This is a genomic window from Pseudomonas sp. P20, from assembly GCF_016463925.1.
GTDB classification, from domain to species: domain Bacteria; phylum Pseudomonadota; class Gammaproteobacteria; order Pseudomonadales; family Pseudomonadaceae; genus Pseudomonas; species Pseudomonas aeruginosa.
In genome coordinates this window covers 257,978-284,232 of sequence record NZ_JAEMVM010000008.1, presented here as the reverse complement: position 1 = coordinate 284,232, position 26,255 = coordinate 257,978, and the positions used below count along the sequence as shown (strand labels likewise).

Genomic DNA, 26,255 nt, shown 5'->3' with positions numbered 1-26,255 from the left:
TGCAGAGCAGCCACGTCCATTATCTCTCCCGGATCAGCGGCTGGTAACTCGCTGATCGAGCAGTAGACGGTTGGCCAGCGACACAAGCTCTCCCTCTTCCGTCAGCAGGATGGTCTTGACCGTACCTATCTCTTCAATAGTGCCTTCAACGTCACCCACTTTCACCTGTTGTCCGACCTGATACAGCTCGCGGACGTAGATTCCTGCAATGATCTGCCCGGCGACCTCGCGGCTGCCCAGGCCCAGGGCCAGCGCAGCGGCCAGGCCGACGGTGATCAGGACGATGGCGATGATGTAGTTGAGCAGGTCGGTCTTGACCTCGAGCTGCCCCACCGCCACCGAGATGCTGATGATGATGACCAGCCACTGGGCGATCCGCCCCAGGCCGTTCGCGTATTCGAGGCCGACGCCGTCCGCCGCGCCGCGCACGACGCTGTTCACCAGTTGCGCCAGGAGCACGCCGACGATCAGCACCAGGGCCGCGCCGAACACCTTGGGCAGGTACAGGGCGAGGACGTCCAGCGTGGCGGATACCCGCTGCAGGCCGAGCGACTCGGCGGCGGATACGAGGAAGACGAGCAGCACGAACCAGTAGACGATCTTGCCGACCAGCGTCGAGACCGGAACCTGGATGCCGACCCGGGCCAGCAGCTTGGTCAGGCCGGTGCCACCCATCAGCCGGTCCAGGCCCAGCTTGGCCAGCAGCTTGGAAAGCAGCGCATCGAGCAGCTTGGCGATGACGAAGCCGAGCAGAACGACCACCAGGGCGCCGAGCAGGTTGGGAATGAAGCCTGCCAGCTTGCCCCACAGGGTGTTCATCGCGGTCAGCAAGCTCTGGGTCCAGATATCGAATTGCATGTTCACTCAGCCTTGTCAGCAGAAGATGCGTTTTTCGCGGAAATACGGGAAACCGGCGCCAGATGCGGCGAACCGTTGTTGATGCCGATCATCAGCGCCTGCAGCCAGTGCCCCATGAGGCTGAACAGGTCACCGGCGCCAACCTGGCGATTGGCGGTCTTCAGCACCCGTCCCAGACGCGCGTCGTCGTCCGGCTGGGGAGCCGAAGCCTTGAGCAGGTCCCGCAGGGACTCTTCGAACGGATCGTGCATGCACACCTCATGTCTGTACGAGGGAGTGACGCCCTCTCCTCACCCCAGGTCACGTCAGAGCCAGCGCAGCCGACGAAATACCCACCACTGGAAGGTGGCGACCCCGCCGATCAGCAGGCAGGCCAGCCAGAACCCATGCGGTGCATCCGCCCCCGGAATGCCGCCGACATTGATTCCCAGCAGGCCGGTGACGAAGCTCATCGGCAGGAAAAAGCCGGTGATTATACCAAGGAGATACATGGTGCGGTTCATCCGTTCGGTGATTCGCCGCGACTCGGCTTCCTGCAGGACGCTGATGCGCTCCCGTATCAACTCGAGTTCTTCGAGATTCCGCGTCAGCCGGTTGTTCAGCTCGTTCCAGTAATCGGCGTCGTCCTCGACGAACCAGGACAGCTTGTAGCGCGCCAGTTGCGAGTAGATGTCCCGCTGCGGCGCCAGGTAGCGCCGCAACCCCGCCGACCGGCGGCGCAGGGTACGCAACTGGTGCTGGTCGGGACTGGCACGCTCGTCCGCCTCGACCAGCTCCTCGACAGCATCGAGCTGGTCGGCTATCCCGCTGATCAGCGTGTCGACGCGATCGGTCAGGTAGTGCGCGAGGTAGTACACGACCTCGGATGCTGTCTTCGGCCCTTTCCCCGCCTCCAGGTCCTCGAGCAGATCGGCCACCGCCTTCAGCGGCCGCAGGCGCAGCGAGATCACCCGGCGCGCGTCGGCGAATACCCGCAGCGAAACCATGTCTTCCGGCTCCGCGCCCGGATTCAGGTTCACTCCACGGAGGAACACCAGCAGGCTTTCGGCCCCGAGATCGAGCAAACGGGGGCGGGTCGCCTCCTCCAGCAGCAGATCGCAGGCGAACTCGCTGAGCCCCGCGGAATCCCGCAGCCAGGCCTGTGCCTCCGGTACGCCGCGGTCCCAGTGCAGCCAAAGACTTTCCTCCGGCAGCAGGTCGAGCACCGCTATCTGGTTGCGTCCGACACGGCGTCCGCCGCCGCGCCCGTTGAGGACGTAGCCATAGATCAGGCCGCGCTCGTCACCCGACTCGTACGCTTGCATTGCGCTTCCCTTGGTAAAACGACCATTTCGACAGTAAAAACACAAGTCCGGTACCAGTCAATTCATGGACTTGCGGCACAACCTTAAAGCCAGTCCTGAGACCCGTATGCGCACCCTGGGTTCATTCCAGCAAAAAGCCCCGGGACGCTGCCTGCGTCACCGGGGCCGGAACGGCTGTTAAAAAGCCCTATTCGGGCATCTTCAAGGCCTGCGGAGAAACGATGATGCCGTTGTTGTCGGCATACACGAACTCGCCGGGGCGGAAGGTGACGCCGCCGAAGGTCACGGCGACGTTCAGATCGCCGATGCCGCGCTTGTCGGTCTTCAGCGGATGACTGGCCAGGGCCTGGACGCCAAGGTCGGTCTGGGCGATCACGTCGACGTCACGGATGCAGCCATATACGACGATCCCTTCCCAGCCGTTCTTCGCCGCTTTCTCGGCCAGCATGTCGCCCAGCAGGGCGCGGCGCAGCGAACCACCGCCATCGACGACCAGGACCTTGCCCTTGCCGTCCTTGTCGACCTGCTCCTTGACCAACGAGTTGTCTTCGAAGCACTTGATGGTGACGATCTCGCCGCCGAAGGAGTCGCGGCCGCCGAAGTTGCTGAACATGGGTTCGACGACCTGGACCAGCTCAGGATAGGCATCGCACAGATCGGGAGTGACGTAATGCATGGGAAGCTCCTGTGGGTGAAGGGATCGGCTCGGGCAGCTCCGGAGGAACATCGGCCGCCCGCCCCGGCGGCGCCGGCGTGACCGGAGCCGCCATTTGCGTCACATCTTAGCCGCTGATTCCGGCTTCCGATACGTCTAGCGCCTCGCTCCACGCGGATTCGTCGCCCGCCGGCGATCGCTGGCGCAGCCAGCGCTCCACCAAGGGCCAGACCTCTAGCTGGGCCGCCTTGCCGATCAGCATCTCGATATGCCCGTAGTCCTCGGCGTAGCCAGCCTCGCGTCCGAGCAACAGGTATTCGCGCTCGGACGAGGCGAACTGCTCGAACAACTTGCGACAGGCCCAGGACGGGTCCTGCCGGTCCCCAGCCCCGGCGACCGCCAATAGCGGTACGTCGACTGCGGCGAGCCCCTTCCACCAGTCGTTGCCCGGCTCGCCGAAGCGGCCGAACAGCCCATGCCAACGCAGGACCTCCAGCGCCAGGCCGACCGGCTCGTCTTCCGGCCCCTGCCGCCAACGGCTTCCGGACAGCGCATCGACGCGGCGCAGCAGCAGGCGCGCGAGGATGCCTGCCATGGGCAACCTGAACAGCCAGTGCGCGGTGCTGACCTGGCTACCGAACAACGCCACGGAAGCGATCCGCGCCTGATCCAGGTAACCCCCGCCCAGTCCCGCCGCCAGCACCACCCCACCGAGGGAGTGGCCAATCCAGTGCGCCGGCTGCCCGCACTGCTCGTGGATGAAGGAGGCCAGCGCCGGCAGGTCGTAGCGCGCGTAGTCGGCGACCCGGTTGTCCCGGTAACCATCGTTGCGAATCGACAGGCCATGGCCGCGCATTTCCGGCAGCCAGACATCGAACCCCGCCCGCGCCAGGTAAGGACCTAGTCCGAGCGCACGCGGCGAGTACCAGAAGCGGCGGTTGGAAAAACTCCCGTGCAGGAGGATCACAGGCGGTCCGCGCCGCTCGCCGGCGGCCTGCTGTCCAAGCCGGGTTACGACCAGCTCGACGCTGGCATCGGGGCTGTTGCCGGGCTTCAGGCGATAGATGTCTTCGGTAAGGTCGGCGCGCAACTCGGCGCTGACCAGGGCGACAGGAAAGAGGCGACTACTGCTTTGCATGCTTGTCTTGTACAGGAGGCACGAAAAAGGGCGGTGTTACCCGCCCTTTCCGGATACAGCGAGGACCGATCAGGCCTGGTCTTGCCCCTCGGCAAGGAAGAACCAGGTATCCAGCACCGAGTCGGGGTTCAGCGAGACGCTCTCGATGCCCTGCTCCATCAGCCAGCGGGCCAGGTCCGGGTGGTCCGACGGACCCTGGCCGCAGATGCCGATGTACTTGCCGGCCTTGTTGCAGGCAGCGATGGCGTTGGCCAGCAGCTTCTTCACCGCCGGATTGCGCTCGTCGAACAGGTGGGCAACGATGCCGGAATCGCGATCCAGGCCCAGGGTCAGCTGGGTCAGGTCGTTGGAACCGATGGAGAAGCCATCGAAGAACTCGAGGAACTCGTCGGCCAGCAGGGCGTTCGACGGCAGTTCGCACATCATGATGACCTTAAGGCCGTTCTCGCCGCGCTTCAGGCCGTTCCCGGCCAGCAGCTCGACCACCTGGCTCGCCTCGCCCAGGGTGCGCACGAAGGGCACCATGATCTCGACGTTGGTCAGGCCCATTTCGTTGCGGACCTTCTTCAGCGCACGGCACTCCAGCTCGAAGCAGTCGCGGAACGACTCGCTGATGTAGCGCGAGGCACCACGGAAGCCGAGCATCGGATTCTCTTCTTCCGGCTCGTAGAGCTTGCCGCCGATCAGGTTGGCGTACTCATTGGACTTGAAGTCGGACAGGCGCACGATGACCTTCTTCGGCCAGAACGCCGCGGCCAGGGTGCTGATGCCCTCCACCAGCTTCTCGACGTAGAAGCCGACCGGATCGGGATAGCCGGCGATGCGCTTCTCCACGCTTTCCTTGATGTCCGCCGGCAGGCCGGCGAAGTTCAGCAACGCCTTGGGGTGCACGCCGATCATGCGGTTGATGATGAATTCGAGGCGGGCCAGGCCCACGCCTTCGTTCGGCAACTGGGCGAAATCGAAAGCGCGATCGGGATTGCCGACGTTCATCATGATCTTGAACGGAAGGTCGGGCATGGCGTCGACCGAGTTCTTGCGCACATCGAAACCGAGTTCGCCTTCGAAGATGAAGCCGGTATCGCCTTCGGCACAGGAAACGGTCACCCCCTGCCCATCCTGCAGGATCTGGGTGGCGTTGCCGCAACCGACCACCGCCGGGATGCCCAGTTCGCGAGCGATGATCGCCGCGTGGCAGGTACGCCCGCCGCGGTTGGTGACGATGGCGCTGGCGCGCTTCATCACCGGCTCCCAGTCCGGGTCGGTCATGTCGGAGACCAGGACGTCACCCGGTTGGACCTTGTCCATTTCCGACACGTCGTTGATCACCTTGACCGGACCGGCACCGATGCGCTGGCCGATGGCACGTCCTTCCACCAGGACGGTCCCCTTCTCTTTCAGCAGGTAGCGCTCCATGACCGTGGCGCTGGCGCGGCTCTTCACGGTTTCCGGGCGTGCCTGGACGATGTACAGCTTGCCGTCGTCACCGTCCTTGGCCCATTCGATGTCCATCGGGCGGCCATAGTGCTTCTCGATGATCATGGCCTGCTTGGCCAGCTCGGTGACCTCGGCGTCGCTCAGGGCGAAGCGGGCGCGATCGGCGCGATCGACGTCCACTACCTTGACCGAGCGACCGGCCTTGGCTTCGTCGCCGTAGATCATCTTGATCGCCTTGCTACCCAGGTTGCGGCGCAGGATGGCCGGACGCCCGGCTTCCAGGGTCGGCTTGTGGACGTAGAACTCGTCGGGGTTCACCGCGCCCTGAACCACGGTCTCGCCCAGGCCGTAGGCACCGGTGATGAAGACCACGTCGCGGAAGCCGGATTCGGTGTCCAGGGTGAACATCACCCCGGCGGTGCCGGTTTCCGAGCGGACCATGCGCTGCACGCCGGCGGACAAGGCGACCAGCTTGTGATCGAAGCCCTGGTGCACGCGGTAGGCGATGGCGCGGTCGTTGAACAGGGAGGCGAAGACCTCTTTTGCTGCGCGGATCACATTGTCCACGCCGCGGATATTGAGGAAGGTTTCCTGCTGGCCGGCGAACGAGGCGTCCGGAAGGTCTTCGGCGGTAGCGGAGGAACGCACTGCCACGGCGAGGTTGTCGTTGCCGTTGGCCAGGGCGGCGAAGGCCTGGCGGATCTCGCTGTCGAGACGGGCCGGGAACTCGGCTTCCATCACCCACTGGCGGATCTGCGCGCCGGTCTTGGCCAGGGCGTTGACGTCGTCGACGTCCAGGGCGTCCAGGGCCGCGTGGATACGGTCGTTGAGGCCACTCTGCTCGAGGAAGTCACGGTAGGCCTGGGCGGTGGTGGCAAATCCGCCGGGTACGGAAACGCCGGCACCGGCCAGGTTGCTGATCATCTCGCCGAGGGATGCGTTCTTGCCCCCCACATGCTCTACATCATGGACGCCGAGCTTATCGAGGGAAACTACGTACTCTACCAAGGTGATCTCTCCACTATTGAATTGGAAAAGCTCAAGCGGGGCCAGGAGCAGCTCCGCTGGATTCTGGCCTGGCCCTTAGAAATAAGTGACAATGCTGCGACAGAAAGGCCTCTGACAACGCGCGGCCTATCATAGCCAAGAATCGTTCCTACCTTAAGGCTTTCGGTGCAAATGAAACGAACCGCATTCTTCATCTCGGACGGCACCGGTATCACCGCCGAAACCCTGGGCCAAAGCCTTCTGGCACAGTTCGAGAACATCAGCTTCGTCAAACTGACGAGACCGTACATCGATACCGAAGAAAAAGCGCGCGCCATGGTACAGCAAATCAATAATGCTGCCGAGTCGGACGGGGCCCGCCCGATCATCTTCGATACCATCGTGAACCGCGACATCCGGGCGGTCCTGGCGCAATCCAACGGTTTCATGATCGATATCTTCGCCACCTTTCTTTCGCCTCTGGAACAGGAGCTTTCGGCCGACTCGTCCTATTCGGTCGGCAAGTCCCACTCCATCGGCCACAACTCCCACTACATGGATCGCATCGAGGCGGTGAACTTCGCCCTCGACAACGACGACGGCGCCCGCACCCACTACTACGACAAGGCCGACCTGATCCTGGTCGGCGTCTCGCGCTGCGGCAAGACGCCCACCTGCCTGTACATGGCCCTGCAGTATGGCATCCGCGCCGCCAACTACCCGTTGACGGAAGAGGACATGGAGCGCCTGCAACTGCCGAACGCCCTCAAGCAGTACAAGCACAAGCTGTTCGGCCTGACCATCGACCCCGATCGCCTCACCGCGATCCGCAACGAGCGCAAGCCCAACAGTCGCTACGCCAGCTTCGCCCAGTGCGAATTCGAGGTACGCGAGGTCGAAAGCCTGTTCCGCCGCGAAAACATCGCCTACATCAACTCCACGCATTTCTCGGTGGAGGAGATTTCCGCAAAGATCCTCGTCGAAAAAGGCGTGGAACGGCGCTTCAAATAACCGCTCCGGGGCCAGCGGCTCGGCACCGCCAAGGTCCCTTGCCCGCTTCCGGTAACGCTTCGAGCCCCAGGATGGAATTTCGTTTCATCCCAGGGGCAAAACCCCGACCAAGTGGTATAAGCGGCTGTCGCTGCCGAAAAACCGCGTGATAGAATGCGGCCCGCATGCGCCTGGCGGGGCGCCCGGCATGCCCGGCCTGCCGAGCGCAGGTCGATGACGCAGGGTTTTCCGTCACGGACTGGACAGCGATCGCAAGATCGACCCGCCGAACGCGACACCAACCAGGACTTATGAAACTCAAGCCCTTAGCTCCCCTGCTCTGCCTATTCATCGCCGTACCAGGCCTGAGCGTAGCCGCCGAAAAGACGGTCTACGGCCTGAACGAATACGCGCGCATCAACGACCCGGACATCCAGCTGGCCGCCAAGCTCGACACCGGCGCCAAGACCGCCTCCCTCAGCGCCCGCGACATCAAGCGTTTCAAGCGCGACGGCGAAACCTGGGTGCGCTTCTACCTGGCCACCGACAACGCCGACGACACCCCGATCGAGAAGCCCCTGGCGCGGATCAGCAAGATCAAGCGCCGCCACGGCGACTTCAACCCCGACGAGGGCAAGGCCTATACCGCCCGTCCGGTGATCGAGCTGCAGGTCTGCATGGGCAAGGCGATTCGCACCATCGAAGTGAACCTGACCGACCGAAGTGCATTCCAATACCCGCTTTTGATCGGCTCGGAGGCCTTGAAGAAATTCGACGCACTGGTCGATCCGAGTTTGAAATACTCGGCCGGGAAACCCGGCTGCAAACCTGATGCAAAACCTGCTGAGTAAACGACATGCGCTCTCTCAACCTGCATCTGAAAGTCCTGATCGCCATCCTGCTGACCCTGGGTGTGGCGATCACCGCCTATCAGATTTTCGTCCAGGGTATTCCCGTTACCGAAGCCGAAACCGATGACCTCTGGAACATCGATGCCAAGGTCGACTTCGTCGCCACGCCGAAAACCCCGGTCAAGGTGCAGATGTTCGTTCCGCCGTTGAGCCAGGACTACGTCAGCCTCAACGAAAGCTTCGTCTCCAACAATTACGGCGTCAGCATCAATCGCGCCGACGGCAATCGCAAGGTGACCTGGTCCGCCCGCCGCGCCAACGGCAAGCAGACCCTGTACTACCGCCTGGTGCTGACCAAGCGCTACACCGGCGAGAAGACCAAGGAGAAAGGCCCGATCTTCCGCGACAGCCTGCCCCTGGAAGGCCCGGAGAAGATCGCCGCAGAAGCCCTGCTGGCCCCCATTCGCCAGCACTCGGCCGACGTCGAGACCTTCGTCAGCGAAGCCATCAAGCGCGCCAACAACGGCAACGACGACAACGTCAAGCTGCTGATGGCCGGCGACACCAGCCTGGAAAAGAAAGCGCATATCGTCGAAACCCTGCTGTCCATCGCCCACGTGCCGATGGAGCGGGTCCATACCATCCGCCTGGTCGCCGACCTGCAACAGAGCCCGGAACTGTGGCTGCGCAGCTTCAACGGCGAGAACTGGCTGTATTTCAACGTGGTCACCGGCGAACAGGGCCTGCCCTCCGATCGCCTGATCTGGTGGCTTGGCGATGAGCCGCTGATGACCATCGACGGCGGCAAGAAGGCCCAGGTCAGCTTCAGCCTGAACAGCAGCGAGATGAACGCCATCCGCCTGGCCAAGCTGTCCGACGAGAACACCGAGGCGGCCTTCCTCGAGTACTCCCTGTACGGCCTGCCGCTGTCCACCCAGCAGACCTTCCAGATCATGATCATGATCCCGATCGGCGTGCTGGTGATCCTGATCCTGCGCAACCTGATCGGCCTGCAGACCCTCGGCACCTTCACCCCGGTGCTGATCGCCCTGGCCTTCCGCGAGACCGGCCTGCAATGGGGTATCGCCCTGTTCACCGTGATCACCGCCCTGGGCCTGTCGCTGCGCTCCTATCTCGAGCACCTGAAGCTGCAGATGCTGCCGCGCCTCTCGGTGGTGCTGACCTTCGTGGTGGTGATGATCGCGGTGATCAGCCTGTTCAGCCACAAGCTCGGCTTCGAGAGCGGCCTGTCGATCGCCCTGTTCCCGATGGTGATCCTGACCATGACCATCGAACGCCTGTCGATCACCTGGGAAGAGCGCGGCGGTGGCCATGCGATGAAGGTGGCCATCGGCACCCTTTTCGCGGCATCGCTGGCGCACATCCTCATGCGCATCCCGGAACTGGTGTACTTCATCTTCACCTTCCCGGCCGTGCTGCTGATCCTGGTCGCCTTCATGCTCGCCATGGGCCGCTACCGCGGCTACCGCCTGACCGAGCTGTTCCGCTTCAAGGCCCTGCTCAAGGACTGAACCATGTCGATCTGGAAGACCTGGAAAGACCTGACCACAAAAGGCGTGATGGGCATCAACCGACGCAATGCCGATTACGTCCTGAAGTACAACAAGCGGCACCTGTATCCGGTGGTGGACGACAAGATCATCACCAAGGAACGCGCGCTCGAGGCCGGCATCCACGTGCCGGAGATGTACGGCATCATCGAGACCGAGAAAGGCATCGACAAGCTCAACGAGATCATCGGCGAGCACAACGATTTCGTCATCAAGCCGGCGCAGGGCGCCGGCGGCGACGGCATCATGGTGATCGCCGACCGCTTCGAGGGCCGCTACAAGACCGTGTCGGGGAAGATCGTCAGCCACGAGGAGATCGAGCACCACATCTCGAGCATCCTCTCCGGCCTCTACTCCCTCGGCGGTCATCGCGACCGCGTACTGATCGAGTACCGGGTGACCCCCGACCAGATCTTCAAGAGCATCAGCTACGAAGGTGTGCCGGACATCCGCATCATCGTGCTGATGGGCTACCCGGTGATGGCCATGCTGCGCCTGCCGACCCGGCAGTCGGGCGGCAAGGCCAACCTGCACCAGGGCGCCATCGGCGTGGGCGTCGACCTGGCCACCGGCGTCACCCTGCGCGGCACCTGGCTGAACAACAAGATCGCCAAGCACCCGGACACCACCAACGCGGTGGACGGTGTGCAACTGCCGAACTGGGACGGCTTCATGAAGCTGGCGGCCGGTTGCTACGAGTTGTCGGGCCTCGGCTACATCGGCGTGGACATGGTTCTCGACCAGGAGAAAGGCCCGCTGATCCTAGAACTCAACGCCCGCCCGGGCCTGAACATCCAGATCGCCAACGACAGCGGCCTGGTGCACCGCTGCCACGCCGTCGAGGCGCGACTGGAAGAACTCAAGGCGAAAGGCATCGAAGAGTCCGCGGAAGAGCGCGTACGCTTCTCCCAGCAACTGTTCGGCCACGTCCAGCAGCAACAGGGCTGACGTGCTTCCGATATGAAGAAGCCCGGCTCCGGCCGGGCTTTTTCATGTCTCGGATTTCAACGCACCACGGCCAGCTCGAAGCCGCCCTGCCGGGCGTGCTCATGCACCTGCATACCCGCCTCGTTCACCGCCAGGCCCTGTAGCGGACGCTTGAACGGCTTGTTGTCGAGGGTTTGCAGCGAGCGGTCCTCGTCGGTGGTCAGCAGCAGCACGTAGCGCTCGCCGCGATTGGCCCGCACCGGCACCGTACCCTCGATGAAAGCGTAGCGATACCAGGTTTCCGGGTTCAGCTTGTACACCGCGTCGCTGACCAGCCGGGTCGGCCGCTTGTGCTCGTCGAGGAACAGCAGCGACGGGTAGACCACCTGGCGATTGGCGAAACTGCGGATGCGCAGGCCGTAGACCCCCTGGGAGCGCGGCAGCCGGATCGCCGCGTAGAAGCTCCTGCCCATGGGAAAGTCGAAGCTCGGCGAGAAGCGGTTCAACTCCTCGTAGCGCGGTTCGTCGGCATCCAGTTCGGTGAAGTCGCTCTCGGCGATCTGCTCGCAGCAGCGCCGTTGCAGGTCCTGGTAGAGATCGTCGATGGTCATCTCGGTGCCCTTGAGCAAAGCCTTCAGCGCATCGCTCTGCTGGCCGGCGCCATCCAGGCCGGGCAACGCCGCCGGACGCTGCTTGAACTCGATCTGCCGGCCCTCGGTGAAGGCGATCTGCGACGAAGGCGCGGCCTCCCGCTTGAAGCGCGCCGCGCGCTCCTCGGGCGGGATCTGCGAGTTGTGCATGCGGCCCTTCTCGTCCACCCAGGTGTAGTAGGGACTGCCGTTCTCGCTGCGAACGAAACCCTTGCCCTCGAAGGCCTCGGCGTCGATGTATTCGGCGGAGTGCTCGCCGTTGGGCAGGACGTAGTCGGCGCGCTGGCCGGCGACCTGGGCGCCGGCATAGAAGCTGTTCTGCACGTTGCCGTTGGCATCGATCCAGGTGTAGTAGCGACGCTTGCTCTCCCCTCCGCTGCTGTTCCCCGGCCACTGCGTGGCGTTGTCCGCCTTGTTCAGCACCCGCGCCTGGTCGCTCTGGCCGATGCGCTGTCGCGCCTGGCGCTGCTGGCGGTCGAACTGGCCGTCGACGAAGGTGTTGTGCACCCCGCCATTGTCGTCCACCCAGGTCAGGTAGCGCCCGCCGGAGGCCCAGCCCGGCGAAGATGCCGGCAGCGCCAGGGAGAAGACGCAAAGTACGATGGATGCGCGCATCATGCTCCAGCCCTCAGAAGGTCGTACGGTAGGTCATGGCGAAAATATAGGCTTTCACCGTGGTGTCCACGTCCAGTCCCGCGTAGGGGTTGTACACCAGGTTGTCGAGCCCGGTGCAGTTCAGGTTGCAGCTGGTATCGGCCTTGACGCTCTGCTTGGTGACGAAGTAGTTGAAACCGACATCGATCACCGTGTCCTTGTCCCACTGGTAGCCCAGCCCCAGGCCGTAGAGATTGGCATCGCCGATCGGCACCAGGATGTCCGCCTGGCCCTTGGGGATCGCCGAAGGCCGGTATTCGTAGCCGGCGCGCAGCTGCAAACGGTCGTTGACGTCGTACTGCACGCCCATGGCCCAGCTCCAGGTATCGCGGTAGCCGCGGTCGAGGGTGATGCTGTGGCTGGTGGCGTCCTTCGAGTCGAGGTACTTGGCGATGCGCAGCAGGTCAAGCTCGCGGTCGAACTCGATCTTGAACTCGTTCCAGTCGCTGTAGCCGTTCCATTTCAGGTCGAAGTTGAATTGCCACTTCTTGAACGGGCGCAGCTTCACGCCGGTGGAGAAGGCATCCGGATAGACCATGTTCATCGTGGCGTTGCCATGCTCTTCATCGACGTTCCCGTAAGGGAACATCTGGCCGAGGATCGCACCGCCGAGCGACTTGTGCACCCCGGTCCAGAAACCCTGCCAGCCCTGGCCGTAGTCGACCCGGTACTTGCCCTTGAGCCTCATCCGCGACTCGCTCTGATAGGTCGCGCCCCAGGCGAACCAGTCGGTGGGCTCCCAGAGCACGCCGAGGTTGAAGCTGGGCGACAGCGACTGCTGCATGTCCAGGTCGATATTGGCCAGGTTCTGGAACGGACCGATGTTGCCGCCGCAGACGTTGAAGAACACCTCGAGGATCTCCTGCATTCCCGGCAGGCAACCGATCTCCTTGGTCTGCTGCAACAGCCCGAGCAACTGGTTCGGCGCCCGGAAATCCTCGTTCAACGCTACTGCCTGGTGGGAGAAACCCACCGACAGGCCGACCGACAGCTCGTCGTTGACCTGGTAGGCCAGGGTCGGCGAGAAGTAGGTGAGCCGCTGCAACGACACCTCGCGTCCCTGGTAGCGCGCCGGATCGCTATCGGAATCGCGGCTGTAGCCCAGCGCTTGCGGGGTGTAGACGTTGGTGGCGAAGGTGAACTTGGAGCCCGGCGGGTTGATCGAGATCCCGGCCAGCGGCGCCACCAGCAACGGCACGTCGGTCATGCCGCCGAGGCCGGGCAGGTACATGGTCGGGGTCAGGGTCCGGCTGTGGCTGTTGGCGACCGGGTCGTCGCGCAGGCCGAAGGTGCCTTCGCCGTAGTTCGGCGGCGCCTTGAAGCCGGCGCGGATGTCCATTACCCCGGTGAGCAGCTTCACGGTCGCCTGGCGGCCCTTCATCTTGGTCAGCGCCGCCGGGTTGTAGTGCACCGAATCGATGCCGGTCTCGTCGGCGGTCACGGCGTTGCCGAGGGCCATGGCTTTCGGGTTGCCGATGGTCAGGTCGTTGGCCATCTGCGCGCCGGCCGGCGGAATCCAGGCCAGGCACACCCCTGCCAGCGCCAGCCAGAGCGGCGCAATGCGCATCTTCATAACAGGCCTCGCTCGCGGGTTACTGGGCCTTCAGCCCTTTGATATCGAGGGGTACGGATAACCCCAGCAGTACATCCGGCGAGTCTTCCGTGAGGCCGAAACCGGCGTTGACGTTGACGATGTAGTCCGGTGACGTCCGCAAGCCGAGCGAGAAGTTCATGATGCTACTGGTCTGTTCGGACGACTCGAACGTACCGGCAGTGGTGTGGTAGCGGTTCTTCAGCGTGTAGGCCATCTGGTACGAGGTCGCCAGCGAGACGTCGTAGGACAGCGCGTAGGCCATGCCCATGTTGAAGTTGATCGTGTTGCCGGGCGAGACCTTCTCCAGCTGGGAGTTGTCGGCCAGGGTCTGGTGCACGTCGTCCACCGGCAGGTTCCAGGTGTAGCCGAGCGAGCCGTAGAGGACCACCGGGTCGATCACATAGGACATGTTCGCGCCGAAGCCCAGGCTGTAGTAGCCGTTGCCGGTGGAGATGTCCTTGTCCAGGTTGGTCTTGTAGGGACTGTCGCCGGTCGGCAGGCCGATGGTGGTATACAGCGTGGTGACCGGCCGCCCGCGCACCGCCGCCCAGGGCTGCCAGCGCAAGGTCGCGGAAACGTCGCCGAGGCTGTAGGCGTGGGTATCCATCTCGGTGTCGTACTTGGCTACCAGCGGCAGGCGGAAACTGAAGGTGAGGTTGTCCCAGATCCCGTAGTCGAAGGTGAAGGAGTTGGTGAAGGTGTGCTGGGACTGGCTCTGCCGGCCGGCGAGGCCGTAGATCTGCGTGCCGCCGCTGGTCTTGGTCAGCGGCACCAGGGTCAGCCGCTGGTCGCGCACCAGCGCGTAGTCGAAACCGTAGGTCAGGGTCCGCTCGCCCTTCTTGAGCAAGGTGTAGCTCTTCTCGGCGGCCTGGAAGACCTCCTCCAGCGCCTTGGCGCTGTCGGCATCGTCATTCTTCTTGGCCAGCGCGTCACGGGCCTGGTCGACCGAGGCTTCCTCGGCAACGGACAAACCGCTGATAGACAGCATCAGCGCCGCCGCGCATGTGTACCCCCTGATTCTCATGGCGCTATCCCCAGAGATTGTTCTTGTTTTTGGGTATCTGCTACTTGGTGCGCAGGTGTATGACGTCGCCACCAGTGCCCAGCTCACGGACCTGGTTTTCAGTGATCTTGTTGATCTGCGGAAACTCGCGGAACGCCAGCAGGCTGACGGTGCGGTCGTCCACCAGGCGCATGTCGCGATCGTTCAGCGCCAGCGCGTTGCGGGGCTCCTGCCCACTCGGGAAGATCACGAACAGGACGTTCTGGTCCCAGATTTCCTCGAAGCGCGTCCGGGTGAAGCTGATGTTGCCCAAGGCCGGATCGGCGACGAAGACGTGATCGTTGTAGACATCGCGCACCACCACGAAATGCTTGAAGCCGGCATAGTGGATGGGGACCAGCGCCGGATGCTCGAGAGCGTCCAGGTCGCTGAACTCGGCGCGAAAACCACCGCTCTTGTAGCCCAGCGCAGCGGCGTAGCGCTTCATGTCGAGCAGCGAGAAACCGCGGCGCTGCACGATCTTATCGGCCTCGCCATAGCGCAGCAGCCCTTCCATGACCTGGCGTTCCTCGAGGTTGCGCCCGAGGTAGTAGTCCAGCAGCGTGGTAAGCGCCGCCGAGCCGCAGCTGTAGTCATAGGCCTGGCGGATGACGTTGCGGAACTGCAACTGGCTCATCGGCTCCAGCTGCACCGATTCGCGGTAGGGTCCATTGGGGGTCAGAGGCTGGCTGAGGTTGACCGTGCCCTGCGGTTGCGGCTTGGTATCGACCGTCTGGGTGAACCCGAACAGCCCGATCAGACTTCCCAGCAAAATCTCGAACATCGCCCCGTCGTACCTCTTTCGGAGAAAGACCCCGCCGATGCCTCGGCGAGGTCTTCGCGTCTCGACTCGGTTCCTGGATCAGTGACCCCAGACCTTGATGGTGGAACCGGCCATGTTCAGCCCGGAGACGGTCAGCGAGCCGATGCTGGCGGCGCTGGTGTCGCCCACCTTGATGGCGCCAACGGTCACGTCGCCGGTGATGGCCGGCAGGCCAATGGCCAGTTGCTGGGTCGACTTGCCGCCGATATCGGTGGTGACGACGTCGATGGTCAGCGGCTTGGTATCGTCGATGGTCAGCGCCGGCAGGCTGATGTTCTCCAGCCGCAGGGAGCCGCCGTTGGTGTCGGTATCGGTGTAGGTCACGGCCCCGACGGAGCCCTGGAAAGTACCGGAAATGCTGATGCCTGCCTGGCCGGTCACGTCGGACAGCGCGCCATCGTCCATGGCTTTCAGGTCGGCATGCGCCAGCAAGGGAGCAGCCAGAACAGCAGTTGCAAGGAACAGGTGCTTTTTCATTGTTATTTCTCCAGTGTTCAGGTGTGGTTTGCCCCAGGGCACTGCCGTTTGCATCCTGTCCCCGGCAGATCGACCGGCATCTCGCCGGTCTCCAGGTCCGGTACTGCTTCCCTAGGTGTCCCGGACATGGATTCGGTAGAGCCTCATGCTCTCTCGTCCTGGATTCCAAGCTACTGGGCCACCCCTTCCGCCGCCAGCCCATCCAAGGGATGGAGCGATGGCGGCTGCCGCTCACGCCTCGCTCAGCAGTCCCAGGCTTTTACCCTTTAGTACGGCCTGCGTTCTGCTCTTCACACCCAGCTTGGCGAACAGGTTGTGCAGGTGCCACTTGATGGTAGCTTCCGACAGGTGCACCGCCTGCGCGATATCGCGGTTCGACAAGCCCGCCGCCACCAGCCGCAGGATTTCCCGTTCGCGATGGCTAACATCCTGATTTTCATCGAAACTTTCCGGGTCCACGGAGAGCTTCCGGCACTGCTCGCGGAGCAGGTCGGCCAGCCCCTGCCAGGCCGCGGCACGCTTGGGTTCCGCTTCCCTCCAGCTTTCCCACATCGGCAACAGCCACAACGCGTCGTCCTGGAACAGCCGGCGGTAGCCGAGATTCCAGGCTTCCTCGAGCGTGGCGAGGAACAGGCCGATGGCTTTTTCGCTGTTACCTTTCTGCCAATACGCCACAGAAAGTAACAAGGACAAACGCAGCCGCCGATCCCTCTGGTAAGCGGAAGAGTAGCCGGCCAGACAGCTTTCCAGCTTGCTCTGCGCGCGTTCCGCGTGACGCTCGGACAATGCCAGCCGAGCCTCCGCCAGGACCAGGGCGGTCTGTGCGTCGGCATGCCGCTCGCCGGAGAGCCCGGCAAGATGCCGCTCCAGTTGCAGGCAGACCCGTTCGGCTTCGTTCGGACGGCGCAGCCACAGCAGGAACTGCACCTTGCAGCTCATGGCGTGAGCATAGACACGCTCGTAGCCGGGCGAGAGCAGACCGCTCAGCCATTCGTCGAGTTGCGCCAGCCCCTGCTCGGCGGCGCCGGAGAAGAAGCGCGCCTTGGCCATGACCAACTGGCCGCGACTGAGCAGTTCCACCGGCGTCGCGACATCCCGCCAGACCGTCGCCAGCGGTAGTTCGGCGAGCACGCCGGCATGCCGGTCCTGCTCGTAGAGCAGGTCGGCATAGGCCAGCGACAAGGGTCCGCCGACCCGGCTGCGCCGGCCGAATACCTGCTCGACCCGGTTGCGCGCCGACTCGGCGATCGCCCTGCCCCGCTCCAGGTCACCACTCTCCTTGCAGATCAGGGATTCGATCAGGCTGGTCACCACCTGCAGGTACTCGCTGTCGGCGACTTTCAGGTCCTCCCGCGCGGAACCGATGGCGCCGGCGGCCTCGGCGTAGTCGCCGAGCAGCGCATGCGCCGAAGCCTGCACGCAGAGCAGGCTGGCGCGGAACACCGGCTGGTTGCTCGGGACCATGGACAGCCAGTGACGGGCGACCTTCAGGCAGGCTTCGAGCTTGTCCTGGTAGAGCAACACCAGGGCCTTGAGCACCTGGGCGGCGGCGAGCAACTCGCCGAGCCCGAAGTGCATGACCTTGCCGCGCCCCTGCAAGAGGCGGTGGCTGACCTCCTCGATCAACGCCTCGGCCTCGGCGAAGCGTTGCTCGAACGCCAGTTGCCAGGCGTAGAAGATCTGGAACACCGGATGCTCGCGGATCACCTCGGCGGGAATGCCGTTGAGCATGCCGAGGATGCCGTACACCCGGTTACCGGCGATCAGGCGCGCGCCCTGGCGCTCCAGCAACTCGGCGGCGAACAGGTAGTCGCGGGCGCGAAGGGCGTACTTGATCGCCCGGTCGGCCAGGTCGCGCCCCTCGCACCAGCGCGCCGCCGCATGCAGCAACGGGGTCGGATCGGCATGCCGGGACAGCCGCCCCTGGAGGAACTCGGCGAACAGATGGTGGTAGCGGAACCATTCGCGCTGGTCGTCCAGGGCGATGACGAACAACTGCTCGTTCTGCAGGCGCATGAGCATGTCCAGGCCGTCGCGACGCCCGGTCAGCGCATTGCACAGTTCCGCATTGAACTCATCGAGCACCGAGGTCTGGTCGAGGAACAGCTGCAGGTCGGCGGGCAGGCTGGCCAGCACGTCTTCCGCCAGGTAGTCGGCGATGTTCCGTTCGGTCCCGGAGAGCCCGCGGAGGAAACCTTCCCGGTCGGTATTGCGACTGAGGGCCAGGGCCGCCAGGTGCAACGCCGTGATCCAGCCTTCGGTGCGCTTGAACAGCAGCTTCAGCTCGCGCTCGCCCAGCTCCAGCCCCTTGAGGTCGAGGAGAAACGCATCGCTCTCCTCGCGCGAAAGTCGCAGGTCTTCCGCGCTCAGGCAGAAGGTCCAGGGCTTGAGGGTCGGTTCGTCGACCAGGAAGCGCGGGCGGAAGCGGGTCGAGGCCACCACCCGCACGTGATCGGGCAGGTTCTCGATCAGGTAGCGAACCCCATGCGGCAAGGCGGCGTGGCGGATGCGGTGGAAATCGTCGAGGAACAGGTACAAGGGGCCTTCCAGGCGACGCAGGTCGGCGAGGAAGGCATCCAGGATGCCCTCCAGCGGCACCGCGACGTCGGTGCCGAGCAGATTGGCGGTATTGCCGCCGAATGCCGGGACCACTCGCTGGATGCTCGCCAGCAGGTACTGGATCAGACGCTGCGGTTCGCTGTCGGTCTCGTCGCAGGACAACCATGCCACCGCCGCGCCCTGCTCCAGCAGGCGCAGGCGCAACTGGCAGAGGATGGTGCTCTTGCCGAAGCCGGCCGGCGCGCTGAGCACCATCGCGCGTCGCCCGCGGGCCTCGTACAGGCGGTCGATCAGCGCCTGGCGGGGAAGCAGCGGCAACCCTCCGGCGCCTGGCGGGAACAGCTTGGTCTGCAACAGCGGGATGGTGCTGGCGGGAACCCCGTCGCGATGGCCCATGGTCAGAGCAGGCTCAGCTCGCGGGCTCGCCGGATCGCCTGGGTGCGATTGCGCACCTTGAGCTTTTCGTAGATGTTGTGCAGATGCCATTTGACGGTCCCCAGGGCCAGCGACAGGCGCTGGCCGATTTCTTCGTTGGATAGGCCCTGTGCGGCCAGGCAGACCACTTCGCGCTCGCGCTCCGTCAGGCCTTCCTCGAGCGCATCCTGGGGCTTGCGCACGCCCTGCCCGGGCCAGATGCCGAGCAGGCCGCGAATGAAGGTCTGTAGCGCCGGCTGGCGCTCGGTGGATTCGAGTTGCTGGAGCAACTGGCGAATGCCGTCGCCTTCCTCGATGAAGAGGCTGCGCACCCCTTCCCGTTCGGCATTGATCAGGCATTCGCCGAGCAGGCTGTTGGCCCGTTCCTGGTAGCCCAGGCGCTGATAGCTGAGCGCCGCCAGGATATCCAGGCGCAGGCGCTGCAGGCCGTGCCAGCCGGGCTGCAAGGTGCCGCGCAACTGAGTGATCTCGTGCAGCGCCTCGCTGAAATGTCCTCGCCCCTGCAACAGGCGCACGCGGCTCACGCCCAGCGACCAGTTGACCGGGTTGAAGGCCATGTTGCGGTAGTGTGCCGCCATCTTGTTCCAGTCCACGCTCTTCAACCGCTGCTCGGCGCGCTTCAGGCGGTCGGGGCCGCTGTCCTGGAGGATCAGGTTGATCTCTTCGGCCATGGCCTGGGCGAAGAAGCGCCACGACTGATTGCGCGAGGCCAGGGCCTGCATCGCCGCCAGGCTGGCCAGCGCCTCCTTCGGCCGTCCCAGCAGGCGCTGGGTGCGCGCCAGGCAGATCTGCCCCTGGGCATAGAAATCGATCGGATTGATCACATCCACATGCCCGAGCGCCCAGCCCAGGCGCTCTTCCAGCCCGTCCAGCTCGATCCTGTAGTAGGCGGTCAGGGCCTCGGTGATGGTCGGCAGCGCCAGCGCGCTCCTGGACTTCTCGAACAGCGGCCGGGCACGCTGGCGGAGCCGCTCGATGAGCAGTTGCGCCTGCTTCACCTGGCCCTGCTCGAGTGCGAGGATCACCTCGACGTTGGCCAGTTGCATGTCCAGGTAGCGCCCTTCGAGGAAATGATTGCGCTGCTGCGCCAGTCCCAGCAGGCGCCGCGCCTGGTCGCCCTGGCCACGGACCACCTGGGCCAGCGCGGCAGTGATCAACACCGCCACTTCGAGGAAGGCAGCGTTCTGCCCGAGCTGGACTTCGACCCGGCGAGCCAGGGCGATGCACAGTTCCAGATCGTCCTTCTGCAACGCCACCACCGCCTTCACCGCCAGCGCGGAGAGGTACTGGTCGCCCATCGGCCCGTCGCCGCGGCTCTCCCCCCAGCGCGCCAGCAGTTCGTCGATGATCCGGTTGGCCTCGCCCAGGCTGAGGTCGCTGGCCCGCGACCAGACATCGGTAAGGACCAGGATCGGATAGCGCTCGGCGATTTCGTCCGGCACATGCTTGCGCCAACGGTAGATCAGGCTGAGCTGGCCGCGGTTGATCAGCTCCAGTCCGCATCCGTCGACCAGCGCGGCGATCATCTCCGGGTCTTCCGCCGCACAGGCATGCTCGATGGCGAACGTCGGCATGTGGTGGTTGGTGAACCACAGGCTGGCGTTGAAATGCAGTTGCTTGAAACGGTCCGGATCGGAGTCGCGCAGGCGGTTGCGGAGGAAGTCGGCGAACAGCAGGTGGAAGCGATACCACTGGCGTTCGCGATCCAGCGGCAGGAGGAACAATTGCATGGACTCCAGGCGCTCCAGCAGCGCCTGGCCGTCCTGGCGCCCGGTCAGGGCGTTGGCCAGGTCGCCGCTCAATTGGCTGGCAACGCCAAGGGCCAGCAGCGCTTCCTGCAGGTCGCCAGGCAAGCGTTCGAAGACCGCCGCCAGCAGATAGGCGCTGACCGCCTGCTTGTCGCCGTCGAGCAGGGCCATTTCCTGCACCTGCGGTTGCTGGCGCAGCCACAGGCTGACGAGATGCACGCCCACCACCCAGCCTTCGGTCTGGCCATAGAGCGCCTTCAGGCAGGGCTCGTCCAGATAGAGACCGCTGCGCTCGAGGTATTCGCGGGTTTCCTCGAAGCCGAGGCGCAGCTCCTCGAGGCCGATTTCCAGCAACAGCCCCTTGGCCCGCCAGGTAGCCAGGCTCAGCGCCGGCTGCGAACGCGTGCCCAGGGCCAGGACCAGCCCGGGCGGCGCGTACTGCACCAGGCGGTTGAGGCCGGTGAAGATGTCCGGGTTGCTAACCAGGTGCAGGTCGTCGAGCACCAGCAGCAACGGCCGCGCATAGCGATCGAGATCGCCGAGCAGGCTTTCGATCACCGCCACCACCGGGACCCGCATGGTGTTCTGCAGGTAGGTCTGGGCGTCGTCGCCAAGCTGCGGCACGGCTTCGCCCAGCGCCTCGATGAGCTGCCGGCAGAAACGGGCGGGGTCGTCGTCTTCTTCGGCCAGCGACAGCCAGGCCACCGCCTGGTCTGCTACAGTGCGCTCCCTGGCCAGGGCGGCGAGCGCGCAGGTCTTGCCGAAGCCGGCAGGTGCGGAAAACATCAGAACGCGTGAATGGGGATTGCGATCCAGCAGGTTGCGGATCGCGGGGCGAAGAGAATATTCGGCTGGCACCTGAGGCGGCACTATTCTGGAGCGCGAAAGGCTGCCGGCTGCTGGATCCTGTACTGCATCCACGGCCTGTATCCCTGTGTCATTATCATTGTGGTACGGAGCCAAATCTCCGTGGGATATTTCCATAATTAGCAGATCACCCTTCTTACGTAAACTGAAGAAATGGCTCTAGGATCGACGATTCCGGCGAACTAGAATTCCTGACTGTCCCACTACCCCCACTTTCCATGCCCAGTTGTCATGTTCACCCCCTGCCCTACCATAGCGACCCAAGCTGTCTCTTTGCCATCATCCATGAGGCGCCCGGTGCGGTGATGCTCGATTCGGGTCGCCCCATCGCTACCCGTGGACGCTATGACCTTATGAGCGCCTGGCCATTGGCAGAACTGGCGCCGCTCCCCGACGAATCGGCCAACCGCTTCTTCGCCCGCCTACGCGAAGCGGCCGGAAGCCTGGGCCCCGCGCAGCTGCCAGCGCCGTACGAACTGCCCTTCGCCGGCGGTCTGCTGGGCTATTTATCCTACGACCTGGGTCGGCGCATCGAGCGCATCGGCGAACACGCCCGCGATGACCTGGGCCTGCCGCTGGCCTCCGTCGGCCTGTATGCCTGGGCGCTGATCAGCGACCACCAGGCTGGCACCAGCCAACTGGTATTCCACCCGCGATTGGACGAGCGCGAACGCCAGCGCCTGATCGCCCTGTTCAGCGAGGAAACGCAAGGCGCGGCCGGCAACTTCAAGCTTCTGGGAAAATTCCGACGGAGCATCAGCGCATCCGACTATCGGCAGGCGATCCGCCGCATCCAGGACTACATCCAGGCAGGCGACTGCTACCAGGTGAACTATAGCCAGCGCTTCCAGGCCGCTTGCAGCGGCTCGCCGTGGCCGGCCTATCGCGCCCTGCGCGAGGCCTGCCCGACGCCGTTCTCCGGCTACCTGCGACTGGCCGACGGCGCGATCCTCAGCCTGTCGCCGGAGCGCTTCCTCAAGCTCGGCAAGGGCAAGGTGGAAACCCGGCCGATCAAGGGCACCCGCCCGCGCGGCAAGACCCCCGAGGAGGACATGGCGCTGGCGGCGTCGCTGCTGGCCAGCCCCAAGGACCGCGCGGAAAACCTGATGATCGTCGACCTGCTGCGCAACGACATCGGACGCAGTTGCCAACCTGGCAGCGTACGGGTACCGGAGCTGTTCGCCCTGGAAAGCTATCCCAACGTGCATCACCTGGTGAGCAGCGTCACCGGCGAACTGGCGCCGGGCAAGGACGCCCTCGACCTGCTGGAAGGCAGCTTCCCCGGCGGCTCGATCACCGGCGCGCCGAAGATTCGCGCCATGCAGATCATCGACGAACTGGAACCGAGCCGACGCGGCATCTACTGCGGCAGCCTGTTCTACCTCGACGTGCGCGGCGAGATGGACAGCTCGATCGCCATCCGTACCCTGCTGGTCAGGAACGGCCAGGTCAGTTGCTGGGGCGGCGGCGGCATCGTCGCCGACTCGCACTGGGAGGACGAGTACCAGGAAACCCTGGACAAGGTCCGGGTACTGCTGGAAACCCTGGAAGGGATGGCCGGGACAGCGTCCCCGGAATAGAAAAAGAGCCCGCGTTCCGCGGGCTCTTTCATCGGCGGCGCGGCTACAGACTCAGCGAACGGCTGGAAGCCTTGAGGAACTCGCGCTTGAGGTCTTCGTAGGTATGCACCGCGGGGAACTGGGGAAACTCGCGGATCACGTTTTCCGGGGCATGGAACAGGATGCCGGCGTGGGCCTCGGAAAGCATGGTGGTGTCGTTGTAGGAATCACCGGCGGCGATCACCCGGTAGTAGAGGCTCTTGAAGGCGATCACCGACTGCCGCTTGGGATCCTTCTGGCGCAATTGATAGCCGACCACCCGGTCACTGTCGTCGATCTCCAGCTTGTGGCACAACAGGGTCGGGAAGCCCAGCTGGCGCATCAGCGGCTGGGAGAACTCGTAGAAGGTGTCGGAGAGGATCACCACCTGGAAGCGCTCGCGCAGCCAGTCGACGAATTCCACCGCCCCCTTCAGCGGCTTCAGGGTGGCGATCACCTCCTGGATGTCGCCCAGCTTCAGGCCATGTTCGTCGAGGATGCGCAGGCGCTGCTTCATCAGCACGTCGTAGTCCGGAATGTCCCGGGTGGTCGCCTTCAAGGCGTCGATACCGGTTTTTTCCGCGAACGCGATCCAGATTTCCGGAACCAGCACGCCTTCCAGGTCAAGACAGGCAATTTCCACAGGACTCTCCTCGAAATTTTCTGAACGATGGGGTGACGACGGACGCGGCACTCTAGCCCCTCGCCGAGGGCAAGGCAACGCCGGCTTATTCCTGGAATCAAGGTCTACAGGGGTAAATGGTTATTTAGGGCCATATGCCGCCCTTTGCTACCATTCCCGCCACAGAGCGCAACAGCGCCGCCCAGCACCAGGACCCCAGCCCGATGAGCCAGCCTTTCGACCTTCCCGCCCTCGCCTCCAGCCTTGCCGACAAATCCCCCCAGGACATCCTGAAAGCCGCCTTCGAGCACTTCGGCGACGAGCTGTGGATCTCCTTCAGCGGCGCCGAGGACGTCGTCCTGGTAGACATGGCCTGGAAGCTCAACCGCAACGTGAAGGTGTTCAGTCTCGACACCGGTCGCCTGCACCCGGAAACCTATCGTTTCATCGACCAGGTCCGCGAACACTACGGCATAGCCATCGACGTGCTTTCCCCCGACCCGCGCCTGCTCGAACCCCTGGTGAAGGAAAAGGGCCTGTTCAGCTTCTACCGGGACGGCCACGGCGAGTGCTGCGGCATCCGCAAGATCGAACCGCTCAAGCGCAAGCTCGCCGGCGTGCGCGCCTGGGCCACCGGCCAACGCCGCGACCAGAGCCCCGGCACGCGCAGCCAGGTGGCGGTGCTGGAAATCGACGGTGCCTTTTCCACGCCGGAAAAGCCGCTGTACAAATTCAACCCGCTGTCGTCCATGACCAGCGAGGAGGTCTGGGGCTATATCCGCATGCTTGAACTGCCCTACAACAGCCTGCACGAACGCGGCTATATCAGCATCGGCTGCGAACCCTGCACCCGTCCGGTGCTGCCCAACCAGCATGAGCGCGAGGGCCGCTGGTGGTGGGAGGAAGCCACCCACAAGGAGTGCGGGCTGCACGCCGGCAACCTGATCAGCAAGGCCTGAAACCGTCGATAGAGCGTATGCAATCGGGGTAAAGTGCAGGTCGAACCCCGAGCGGAGACCCAGCATGCGCATCACCATGGTCAAGAAAGTCCTCGCCAACGGCGAGGACTGCCGCAAGTGCAAGGAAGTCCGGCAACGCCTGGAACAAGGCGGCTACCTGCCGCGCATCCATCGCACCCTGGTGGCCGACGAACGCGACCCGAACAGCGCAGGCTGGATGGTCGCCGCCCAATATGGCGTAGAGACCGCGCCGTTCTTCGTGGTTCGCCACGACGACGGGCGCGAACAGGTCTACACCGTGTTCATGAGCTTCCTCCATGAAGTCCTCGAACCGCGAGCCGAGCAGTCCGCGGACGCTGATCGCGAAGCGCTGGCCAGGCTGGCCGGTCGCGACAATCTCGACATGCTCTGAGGGCCAGCCATGAAAAAGCCCGGCACCAGGCCGGGCTTTTTCATGGGCCGAGGCGATCAGTAGACCGGCAGTTCGATGCCGTCGAACAACTCGTCCAGCTCGGCCTTGTTGTGGCATTGCACGGCCTTGGCCAGCAGCTCGCGGGTCAGGTGCGGAGCGAATTTCTCGATGAAGTCGCACATGAAGCCGCGCAGGAAGGTGCCGCGGCGGAAGCCGATCTTGGTCACGCTGGACTCGAACAGGTGGCTGGCGTCGAGGATCACCAGGTCGTTGTCGAGCTTCGGATCGACCGCCATGTGCGCCACGATGCCGACCCCCAGGCCCAACCGCACGTAGGTCTTGATCACGTCGGCATCGGCCGCGGTGAATACCACCTTGGGCACCAGGCCGCGCTGGCTGAAGGCTTCGTCGAGCTTGGAGCGGCCGGTGAAGCCGAACACGTAGGTGACGATCGGCTGCTCGGCCAGGGCTTCCAGGGTCAGTTTCGGCAGCTTGGTCAGCGGATGCCCGTGGGGCACGATGACGCAGCGATTCCAGCGGTAGCAGGGCATCATGATCAGGTCGCCGAACAACTCCAGCGCCTCGGTGGCGATGGCGAAGTCGACGGTGCCGTCGGCGGCCATTTCGGCGATCTGCATCGGCGTGCCCTGGTGCATGTGCAGGGAGACGTCCGGGTACTGCTTGATGAAGCCGCTGATCACGTTGGGCAGCGCATAGCGCGCCTGGGTGTGGGTAGTGGCGATGGACAGCGTGCCCTTCTTCTCGTTGGAGAATTCCTGGGCGATCTGCTTGATGCTCTCGACCTTGCGCAGGATCTCGCCGGCGGTATGGATGATCCGCTCCCCCGCCGGCGTCACACGGGTCAGGTGCTTGCCGCTGCGAGCGAACACCTCGACGCCCAGTTCGTCCTCCAGCAGGCGGATCTGCTTGCTGATGCCCGGCTGCGAAGTATAGAGGCTCTGCGCCGTGGCGGAGACGTTGAGGTCGTGGTGCGCAACCTCCCAGATATAGCGCAATTGCTGAAGCTTCATGGAGATTCCTCGAAAAGGTTGTCGCGACCGGCGATCAAGAACCGAAGGTATATAACCATATTAATG

The 26,255-nt window shown here is 64.1% G+C and carries 22 protein-coding genes; 7 read left to right on the top strand and 15 right to left on the bottom strand.

Features of this window, described 5'->3' with window-relative positions:
• Window positions 1-33: 33 nt before the first annotated feature.
• The 6 genes from JHD77_RS11950 to ppsA form a co-directional block, all read right to left on the bottom strand.
• A complete protein-coding gene (locus JHD77_RS11950) occupies window positions 34-858 on the bottom strand; it encodes a mechanosensitive ion channel family protein (protein ID WP_003087830.1) in 825 nt (274 codons plus the stop codon).
• 2 nt (window positions 859-860) lie between these two features.
• Window positions 861-1,115 (bottom strand): hypothetical protein, encoded by a 255-nt coding sequence (locus JHD77_RS11945; RefSeq protein WP_003122844.1) that lies wholly within the window; start codon window positions 1,113-1,115, stop codon window positions 861-863.
• 48 nt (window positions 1,116-1,163) lie between these two features.
• Window positions 1,164-2,162, bottom strand: coding sequence for a zinc transporter ZntB (locus tag JHD77_RS11940; RefSeq protein WP_003098062.1), 999 nt, complete (start codon window positions 2,160-2,162; stop codon window positions 1,164-1,166).
• Window positions 2,163-2,349: 187 nt separating this feature from the next.
• Complete coding sequence (gene rraA, locus JHD77_RS11935) at window positions 2,350-2,838, bottom strand: ribonuclease E activity regulator RraA (protein WP_003087823.1); 489 nt, start codon at window positions 2,836-2,838, stop codon at window positions 2,350-2,352.
• 106 nt (window positions 2,839-2,944) lie between these two features.
• On the bottom strand, window positions 2,945-3,955 hold the full coding sequence (locus JHD77_RS11930; protein WP_003120309.1) for an alpha/beta fold hydrolase: 1,011 nt from the start codon (window positions 3,953-3,955) through the stop codon (window positions 2,945-2,947).
• Window positions 3,956-4,024: 69 nt separating this feature from the next.
• Window positions 4,025-6,400 carry a phosphoenolpyruvate synthase gene (gene ppsA / locus JHD77_RS11925; protein WP_003098065.1) on the bottom strand — a complete coding sequence of 792 codons (2,376 nt, stop codon included), beginning with the start codon at window positions 6,398-6,400 and terminating at the stop codon, window positions 4,025-4,027.
• A 171-nt stretch (window positions 6,401-6,571) separates the two neighbouring features.
• Here ppsA and ppsR point away from each other — a divergent pair, with 171 nt between their 5' ends.
• The 4 genes from ppsR to JHD77_RS11905 all read left to right on the top strand — a co-directional run bounded on the left by ppsR (window position 6,572) and on the right by JHD77_RS11905 (window position 10,739).
• On the top strand, window positions 6,572-7,390 hold the full coding sequence (ppsR, locus tag JHD77_RS11920) for a posphoenolpyruvate synthetase regulatory kinase/phosphorylase PpsR (RefSeq protein ID WP_023120703.1): 819 nt from the start codon (window positions 6,572-6,574) through the stop codon (window positions 7,388-7,390).
• 290 nt (window positions 7,391-7,680) lie between these two features.
• Window positions 7,681-8,220 carry a retropepsin-like aspartic peptidase RloA gene (rloA, locus tag JHD77_RS11915; RefSeq protein WP_003087811.1) on the top strand — a complete coding sequence of 180 codons (540 nt, stop codon included), beginning with the start codon at window positions 7,681-7,683 and terminating at the stop codon, window positions 8,218-8,220.
• Window positions 8,221-8,225: 5 nt separating this feature from the next.
• Window positions 8,226-9,752, top strand: a complete 1,527-nt coding sequence (gene rloB / locus JHD77_RS11910) for an osmotic stress tolerance membrane protein RloB (protein ID WP_003087809.1) — start codon at window positions 8,226-8,228, stop codon at window positions 9,750-9,752.
• 3 nt (window positions 9,753-9,755) lie between these two features.
• On the top strand, window positions 9,756-10,739 hold the full coding sequence (locus JHD77_RS11905; RefSeq protein ID WP_023088387.1) for an alpha-L-glutamate ligase-like protein: 984 nt from the start codon (window positions 9,756-9,758) through the stop codon (window positions 10,737-10,739).
• Window positions 10,740-10,795: 56 nt separating this feature from the next.
• Here the strand turns inward: JHD77_RS11905 and JHD77_RS11900 are convergent, their stop codons facing one another.
• The 7 genes from JHD77_RS11900 to JHD77_RS11870 all read right to left on the bottom strand — a co-directional run bounded on the left by JHD77_RS11900 (window position 10,796) and on the right by JHD77_RS11870 (window position 21,621).
• Window positions 10,796-11,983, bottom strand: coding sequence for a MalM family protein (locus tag JHD77_RS11900; protein ID WP_003122846.1), 1,188 nt, complete (start codon window positions 11,981-11,983; stop codon window positions 10,796-10,798).
• Window positions 11,984-11,996: 13 nt separating this feature from the next.
• On the bottom strand, window positions 11,997-13,595 hold the full coding sequence (locus tag JHD77_RS11895) for an outer membrane protein transport protein (RefSeq protein WP_003132834.1): 1,599 nt from the start codon (window positions 13,593-13,595) through the stop codon (window positions 11,997-11,999).
• A 19-nt stretch (window positions 13,596-13,614) separates the two neighbouring features.
• A complete protein-coding gene (locus JHD77_RS11890; protein WP_003120313.1) occupies window positions 13,615-14,640 on the bottom strand; it encodes a transporter in 1,026 nt (341 codons plus the stop codon).
• Between the two features lie 40 nt (window positions 14,641-14,680).
• Window positions 14,681-15,442, bottom strand: coding sequence for a C39 family peptidase (locus tag JHD77_RS11885; RefSeq protein WP_003098072.1), 762 nt, complete (start codon window positions 15,440-15,442; stop codon window positions 14,681-14,683).
• Between the two features lie 78 nt (window positions 15,443-15,520).
• The gene (locus JHD77_RS11880) at window positions 15,521-15,958 is read right to left on the bottom strand and encodes a DUF6160 family protein (RefSeq protein WP_003098074.1); all 438 of its coding nucleotides are present in this window, start codon (window positions 15,956-15,958) and stop codon (window positions 15,521-15,523) included.
• Between the two features lie 231 nt (window positions 15,959-16,189).
• Entirely contained in the window at window positions 16,190-18,913 is a 2,724-nt protein-coding gene (locus JHD77_RS11875; RefSeq protein ID WP_003087788.1) for a LuxR C-terminal-related transcriptional regulator, read from the bottom strand.
• 2 nt (window positions 18,914-18,915) lie between these two features.
• Entirely contained in the window at window positions 18,916-21,621 is a 2,706-nt protein-coding gene (locus JHD77_RS11870; protein ID WP_003120314.1) for a LuxR C-terminal-related transcriptional regulator, read from the bottom strand.
• A 164-nt stretch (window positions 21,622-21,785) separates the two neighbouring features.
• Here JHD77_RS11870 and pabB point away from each other — a divergent pair, with 164 nt between their 5' ends.
• Window positions 21,786-23,147, top strand: coding sequence for an aminodeoxychorismate synthase component I (gene pabB / locus JHD77_RS11865; protein WP_004349129.1), 1,362 nt, complete (start codon window positions 21,786-21,788; stop codon window positions 23,145-23,147).
• Between the two features lie 43 nt (window positions 23,148-23,190).
• Here pabB and thrH read toward each other — a convergent pair whose 3' ends face one another.
• Complete coding sequence (thrH, locus tag JHD77_RS11860) at window positions 23,191-23,808, bottom strand: bifunctional phosphoserine phosphatase/homoserine phosphotransferase ThrH (protein ID WP_031634350.1); 618 nt, start codon at window positions 23,806-23,808, stop codon at window positions 23,191-23,193.
• A 134-nt stretch (window positions 23,809-23,942) separates the two neighbouring features.
• On the opposite strand from thrH, the gene JHD77_RS11855 reads away from it, so the two are divergent.
• Together JHD77_RS11855 and JHD77_RS11850 are read left to right on the top strand one after the other, a co-directional pair.
• The gene (locus JHD77_RS11855) at window positions 23,943-24,746 is read left to right on the top strand and encodes a phosphoadenylyl-sulfate reductase (RefSeq protein WP_003120317.1); all 804 of its coding nucleotides are present in this window, start codon (window positions 23,943-23,945) and stop codon (window positions 24,744-24,746) included.
• A 64-nt stretch (window positions 24,747-24,810) separates the two neighbouring features.
• Window positions 24,811-25,158, top strand: coding sequence for a hypothetical protein (locus tag JHD77_RS11850; protein ID WP_003098081.1), 348 nt, complete (start codon window positions 24,811-24,813; stop codon window positions 25,156-25,158).
• Between the two features lie 56 nt (window positions 25,159-25,214).
• Here the strand turns inward: JHD77_RS11850 and cysB are convergent, their stop codons facing one another.
• A complete protein-coding gene (gene cysB, locus JHD77_RS11845; protein ID WP_003087775.1) occupies window positions 25,215-26,189 on the bottom strand; it encodes an HTH-type transcriptional regulator CysB in 975 nt (324 codons plus the stop codon).
• Window positions 26,190-26,255 lie beyond the last annotated feature (66 nt).